5 protein-coding genes are annotated in these 6,493 nt (G+C 70.5%); 3 read left to right on the top strand and 2 right to left on the bottom strand.

Annotated elements, in window-relative coordinates; genetic code table 11:
- Positions 1 to 33: 33 nt before the first annotated feature.
- Positions 34 to 1,050, bottom strand: a complete 1,017-nt coding sequence (locus MTQ10_RS26265) for a phosphotransferase (protein ID WP_247472643.1) — start codon at positions 1,048 to 1,050, stop codon at positions 34 to 36.
- Between the two features lie 495 nt (positions 1,051 to 1,545).
- Here MTQ10_RS26265 and pdhA point away from each other — a divergent pair, with 495 nt between their 5' ends.
- The 3 genes from pdhA to MTQ10_RS26250 are packed head-to-tail and all read left to right on the top strand — an operon-like array spanning position 1,546 to position 5,157.
- Positions 1,546 to 2,724, top strand: coding sequence for a pyruvate dehydrogenase (acetyl-transferring) E1 component subunit alpha (pdhA, locus tag MTQ10_RS26260; RefSeq protein ID WP_247472642.1), 1,179 nt, complete (start codon positions 1,546 to 1,548; stop codon positions 2,722 to 2,724).
- A gap of 2 nt (positions 2,725 to 2,726) precedes the next feature.
- Entirely contained in the window at positions 2,727 to 3,707 is a 981-nt protein-coding gene (locus MTQ10_RS26255; RefSeq protein WP_247472641.1) for an alpha-ketoacid dehydrogenase subunit beta, read from the top strand.
- 10 nt (positions 3,708 to 3,717) lie between these two features.
- A complete protein-coding gene (locus tag MTQ10_RS26250) occupies positions 3,718 to 5,157 on the top strand; it encodes a dihydrolipoamide acetyltransferase family protein (RefSeq protein WP_247472640.1) in 1,440 nt (479 codons plus the stop codon).
- An 81-nt stretch (positions 5,158 to 5,238) separates the two neighbouring features.
- On the opposite strand, the gene MTQ10_RS26245 is transcribed toward MTQ10_RS26250, so the two are convergent.
- Positions 5,239 to 6,144 carry a D-alanyl-D-alanine carboxypeptidase family protein gene (locus MTQ10_RS26245; protein WP_247472639.1) on the bottom strand — a complete coding sequence of 302 codons (906 nt, stop codon included), beginning with the start codon at positions 6,142 to 6,144 and terminating at the stop codon, positions 5,239 to 5,241.
- Positions 6,145 to 6,493: the final 349 nt, after the last annotated feature.

Genomic DNA, 6,493 nt, shown 5'->3' with positions numbered 1-6,493 from the left:
CGCCCCAGGGAGCCCGCCCGGCAGAACCCCGCCTCACCCCGTGAACGCCGCGCACACCGCGTCGTACTCGCGCGTCCACCACACGGCGAGCGCGGACGCGGCCGGGAACTGGCAGTCGGCTCGGGTGTCGCCCCGCTCGTAGTGCCAGCGCAGCATCCAGAAATCGTTCAGGCGTTCCCACCACACGCGGTGCACGGCCGCCGCCAGCTCCGACGGCGAGGCCCCGGCCGCACGCCGGTACGCGCGCGCGTACGCCCGTACCTTCGGCAGGTCCAGCGTCCCCGACGGCCGTACGAAGAAGATCGCCGCCGCCCGCACGGCCTCCTCCGCTCGGGGCTGCACACCCAGGCGGTCCCAGTCGACGATCGCGGCGGGCTTCTCGTCCCGGTACAGCAGATTGAACGGGTGGAAGTCGCCGTGCACCCAGCCCACCGGGCCGCCGGGCGGCGGACGCCGGTCCGCATGCCGTTCCAGCAGGTCACGGCGTTCCAGCAGCCGATAGCGGGCCAGGTCGTCGAACGCGTCGGCGGGATGGTGGCGGCGCACCCGCGCCAGCAGATCGTCGATCAGCGCGAACGTGTCGGCCGGGTCCGCGCTCTCCACAGGGTGTGGACCGGTCGCCGGCCGGGTCCGCGTCTTCGGCGGCATCACCCGCTCCAGGCAGGCATGCACCGCGCCCAGCAGCGCCCCGAGCCGCGCGCTCTCCCCGCGCGTGAGCTGACCGCCGTGCCGGTGCCGGCCGTCGATCCACGGGTGCAGCGCGTACGCGTGCCCGCCGACGACCGCGACCGTACGGCCGTCACGGTCCGCCAGCGGCGGCGCGACCGGCACACCCACCTCGGCCAGACGCTGCGTCGCCCGGTGCCGGCGCTCGATGGCGTCCGGGTCGGCGCTGTCCGGGTCCACATGATGCTTCAGGAAATACCGGCCACGGGTCGTGCACAGGCGATAGCCGCGATTCAGAAGTCCCTGGTCCACGGGCTCGCAGGTGAGCGGGGAACCGGCGGCGAAACGGCTCAACAAGGCCCCTAACGGGGGCGCGTGAGGCAGAGGAGGTGGTACACACGGTCGCGGCACGCGCCCGATGCTAGGGCACGAATCGACGCCCTGAGCTGGGCGTTGTCACAGGCAGTCGTAACCGGTCACAGGTAGTGCCGGAACTGCTCTCCGCGGTGATCACCACGCGGCCCGTGAGCTTTCGGTGGACTCTTCCCGTGACCTGGTTCACCGGGATAACGTGCCGTTGTTCCGGCCCCCTGCAAGGCTGTGACCAGGAAGTGTTCCCACTGATCGCGATTTACTTGGAAATCCAAGCAAAAACGCAGGTCAGATGGGGTTTCACAGAAATGTGGAGCACTGGGTAACGTGCCTTGTGCAGGGCGCTCGCCGGGGCACCTGTCACGCCTGTTTCCCGACCGGGCCGCACCCACCCCGTGCGCCCCAGGGCAAACAGGTGAGCCGCTCCCCCGAGTTCCCGAACCGGAACGAAGGGGGAACCCAGGCACCCCGGCGAACCCGGGATGCCGGACCGACGGAGGAGCACACGTGACCGTGGAGAGCACTGCCGCGCGCAAGCCGCGACGCAGCGCCGGTACCAAGAGCACGGCCGGCAAACGCACGGCTGCGGGCAAACCGGCGAACAGCGAGCCGGAACTCGTACAGCTGCTGACGCCCGAGGGCAAGCGCGTCAAGAACGCCGCATACGACAGCTACGTCGACGGCATCACCCCCGAAGAGCTGCGCGGCCTGTACCGCGACATGGTGCTCACCCGCCGTTTCGACGCCGAGGCGACCTCCCTCCAGCGCCAGGGCGAGCTGGGCCTGTGGGCCTCCCTGCTCGGCCAGGAGGCGGCCCAGATCGGCTCCGGCCGGGCCACCCGCGAGGACGACTACGTCTTCCCGACCTACCGCGAGCACGGCGTCGCCTGGTGCCGCGGGGTCGACCCGACCAACCTGCTGGGCATGTTCCGCGGCGTGAACAACGGCGGCTGGGACCCCAACAGCAACAACTTCCACCTGTACACGATCGTCATCGGCTCGCAGGCCCTGCACGCCACCGGCTACGCGATGGGCGTCGCCAAGGACGGCGCCGACAGCGCCGTCATCGCCTACTTCGGCGACGGCGCCTCCAGCCAGGGCGACGTCAACGAGGCGTTCAACTTCGCGGCCGTCTACAACGCGCCGGTCGTGTTCTTCTGCCAGAACAACCAGTGGGCGATCTCGGAGTCCAACGAGAAGCAGACCCGCGTCCCCCTCTACCAGCGCGCCCAGGGCTTCGGCTTCCCCGGCGTCCGCGTCGACGGCAACGACGTCCTCGCCTCCCTCGCCGTCACCCGCTGGGCGCTGGAGCGCGCCCGCCGCGGCGAGGGCCCCGCCCTGATCGAGGCCTGGACCTACCGCATGGGCGCCCACACCACCTCCGACGACCCCAGCCGCTACCGCGTCGACGAGGAACGCCGCGCCTGGGAGGCCAAGGACCCGATCCTGCGCCTTCGCCGCTATCTGGAGGCCGCAAACCACGCGGACGAGGGATTCTTCGCGGAACTGGAAGCGGAGAGCGAAGCGTTGGGCAAACGAGTGCGCGAAGCGGTCCGCGCCATGCCCGACCCGGACCACTTCGCCATCTTCGAGAACGTGTACGCGGACGGGCACACGCTCGTCGACGAGGAACGCGCGCAGTTCGCCGCCTACCAGGCGTCGTTCGCGGACGCTGAGGGGGTCTGATCATGGCAGCGGAGAAGATGGCCCTGGCCAAGGCGATCAACGAGTCGCTGCGCCGCGCCCTGGAGACCGACCCGAAGGTCGTCATCATGGGCGAGGACGTCGGCAAGCTCGGCGGTGTGTTCCGGGTGACCGACGGTCTGCAGAAGGACTTCGGTGAGGAGCGGGTGATCGACACCCCGCTCGCCGAGTCCGGCATCGTCGGCACCGCGATCGGCCTCGCCCTGCGCGGCTACCGCCCCGTCGTCGAGATCCAGTTCGACGGTTTCGTCTTCCCGGCGTACGACCAGATCGTCACGCAGCTCGCGAAGATGCACGCCCGCTCCCTCGGCAAGGTCAAGCTGCCCGTCGTGGTGCGCATCCCCTACGGCGGCGGCATCGGCGCGGTCGAGCACCACAGCGAGTCCCCCGAGTCGCTGTTCGCGCACGTCGCCGGCCTGAAGATCGTCACCCCGTCGAACGCGTCCGACGCGTACTGGATGATGCAGCAGGCCATCCAGAGCGACGACCCGGTGATCTTCTTCGAGCCGAAGCGCCGCTACTGGGACAAGGGCGAGGTGAACACCGAGGCGATCCCCGGCCCGCTGCACAAGGCCCGCGTCGTCCGCGAGGGCACCGACCTGACGCTCGCGGCGTACGGCCCGATGGTCAAGCTCTGCCGGGAGGCCGCCGACGCGGCCACCGAGGAGGGCAAGAACCTGGAGGTCGTGGACCTGCGCAGCATCTCCCCGCTGGACTTCGACACCCTTCAGGCCTCCGTGGAGAAGACACGCCGCCTGGTCGTGGTGCACGAGGCGCCGGTGTTCTTCGGCTCCGGCGCGGAGATCGCCGCGCGCATCACCGAGCGCTGCTTCTACCACCTGGAGGCCCCGGTGCTGCGGGTCGGCGGCTACCACGCCCCGTACCCGCCGGCCCGGCTGGAGGAGGAGTACCTGCCCAGCCTGGACCGGGTGCTCGATGCCGTCGACCGCGCTCTGGCGTACTGAGGAGAGGGCCGTGACGACGATGACGGACGCGTCCGTTCGCGAGTTCAAGATGCCGGACGTGGGCGAGGGGCTCACGGAGGCGGAGATCCTCAAGTGGTACGTGCAGCCGGGTGACACCGTCACCGACGGCCAGGTGGTGTGCGAGGTCGAGACGGCCAAGGCCGCCGTCGAACTGCCCATCCCGTACGACGGTGTGGTGCGCGCCCTGCACTTCCCGGAGGGCACCACGGTCGACGTGGGCACGCCGATCATCGCGATCGACGTGACCGGCGGCTCGGCCCCAGCGGCCGAGGAGCCGGCAGCGGCCCCGGCAGCGGAGGAACCGGCAGCGGCCCCGGCAGCGGAGGAGCCGGAGGGAGAGGCCCCGCAGGGCCGCCGGCCCGTGCTCGTCGGGTACGGCGTCGCCGCGTCCTCCACCAAGCGCCGCCCCCGCAAGACCGCCACTCCGTCCGCGCAGGAGCCGGCCGCAGCCGCCCTCCAGGCGGAGCTGAACGGCAACGGCGCCGCTCCGGCCGCCGACCGGCCGCGCCCGCTCGCCAAGCCGCCGGTGCGCAAGCTGGCCAAGGACCTCGGCGTCGATCTGGCGTCGGTCGTCCCGACCGGCCCGGACGGCATCATCACCCGCGAGGACGTCCACCGGGCCGCCGCACCGCAGCAGGCCCCCGCCCCGGCCGCCGTACCGCGGGCCGAGGCACCGGCGGCCCCCGCCGCCGCGCCGGCCGCGCCCGCCGCCGTGTCCTACGACAGCGGGCGCGAGACCCGCATCCCAGTCAAGGGCGTGCGCAAGGCGACTGCCGCGGCGATGGTCGGCTCGGCGTTCACCGCGCCGCACGTCACGGAGTTCGTCACCGTCGACGTCACGCGCACGATGAAGCTGGTCGAGGAGCTGAAGCAGGACAAGGAGTTCGCGGGCCGCCGCGTCAACCCCCTGCTGATCATCGCGAAGGCGCTGCTGCTGGCGATCCGCCGCAACCCGGACATCAACGCGTCCTGGGACGAGGCGGCGCAGGAGATCGTGGTCAAGCACTATGTGAACCTGGGCATCGCCGCGGCCACGCCGCGCGGTCTGATCGTGCCGAACATCAAGGACGCGCACGCCAAGACCCTGCCGGAGCTGGCGGACTCCCTCGCCGAGCTGGTCGCCACGGCCCGCGACGGCAAGACGTCCCCGGCGGCGATGCAGGGCGGCACGGTCACGATCACCAACGTCGGCGTCTTCGGCGTCGACACCGGCACCCCGATCCTCAACCCGGGCGAGTCGGCGATCCTCGCGGTCGGCGCGATCAAGCTCCAGCCGTGGGTCCACAAGGGCAAGGTGAAGCCCCGTCAGGTCACCACTCTGGCCCTCTCCTTCGACCACCGCCTGGTCGACGGCGAGCTGGGCTCGAAGGTGCTGGCCGATGTGGCGGCGATCCTGGAGCAGCCGAAGCGCCTGATGACCTGGGCGTGACACCGGGCGGAGCAGGGGGCCCGTCACCGTGGCGAACCACGGTGACGGGCCCCCTCGCCTGTGCTGCGAGGCTCGGCGGGCTCAGCCGAGGCGGGCGAAGCCGTAGTCGAGGAGCCGCGTGGCGTCGGTGGCGCGCTGGGTGGACGACGTGGAGGCGAGGACCGTGCCGACGACCGTCCTGCCCTTGCGGGTCGCGGCGAAGACCAGGCAGTACTTGGCCTGCGGGCCGGAGCCCGTCTTCACACCGATGGTGCCGCTGTAGCTGGACAGCAGGGTGTTGGTGTTGGTCCAGGTGCCCATCGTGCGGACGGTGCCCGTCTTGGTGACGGTCTTCGCGGTGTACTTCTTCGTCGCGACGATCGTGCGGAAGGTCGGGATCTTCAGCGCGTTGCTCGCGAGCTTCGTCAGGTCGCGTGGCGTCGAGTAGTTGGCGCCGTTGCCGATGCCGTCGAAGGAGTCGAAGTGGGTGTTCTTCATCCCGAGGCTCTTCGCGGTGGCGTTCATCTTGCCGATGAACGACTTCACGCGCGCGGCCCGCGTGCTGCCGGTGCCGAACTTGTCGGCGAGGGCATAGGCGGCGTCGCAGCCCGACGGCAGCATCAGCCCGTACAGCAGCTGGCGGACGGTGACCTTGTCGCCCACGATCAGATGGGCCTGGGAGGCGTTCTTGGACACCACGTAGTCGCTGTACGCCTTCTGGATGGTGACCTTGGCGTCCAGGTTGAGCTTCGGCTGCGACAGCACGACCTTCGCGGTCATGATCTTCGTCGTGGAGCCGGTGGACAGACGCGTGTCGGCGTACTTCCCGTACAGCGTGGCGCCGTTGGCGTTGTTCATCAGGTAGCCGCCCTTGGCGGCGATGGACGGCGCCTTGGGGGCGGCGGCCTGCGCGGGGGCCGCGGAGACGACGCCGGTGGCGAGCATCGCGCCCGCGGTGAGCGTGACTGCGGCGGCTCTGCGCAGACGTCCGCTCCGAGTGCCGTACATGGTGTTGATCAACGGTGTTACCCCGATGTGGTCGAAATTGCCTTGGATACGGCCCAGTTGGGGCAGGGCGGGTCGGGCCGCATGTGTGTGACGCGCATGGGTGGTGGATGGTTGTGCGGGATCTGTGAAATTCCGGGCCGCCCCGGCGGGGGTCGGCCGGGCCGCCCCGGCGGGGTCGGAGGGAGGTGCCCGGCGGTGTGCTGAGAGGGGCCCGGCTGTGCGCAGAATGGGGGATTTGAGTAGATATGACCAGCGATCTCCGTCCGTATCCCGGACGGAGATCGCTGATGCGTACGTGTTGTATCTATCCTGTGGGCATGCAGGTCTCCGTCCCCACCGCCTCCGCCCC

It is taken from the genome of Streptomyces sp. XM83C (genome assembly GCF_023072675.1).
Lineage (GTDB): Bacteria > Actinomycetota > Actinomycetes > Streptomycetales > Streptomycetaceae > Streptomyces > Streptomyces thermocoprophilus.
This window is presented reverse-complemented; position numbering and strand designations above follow the sequence as displayed.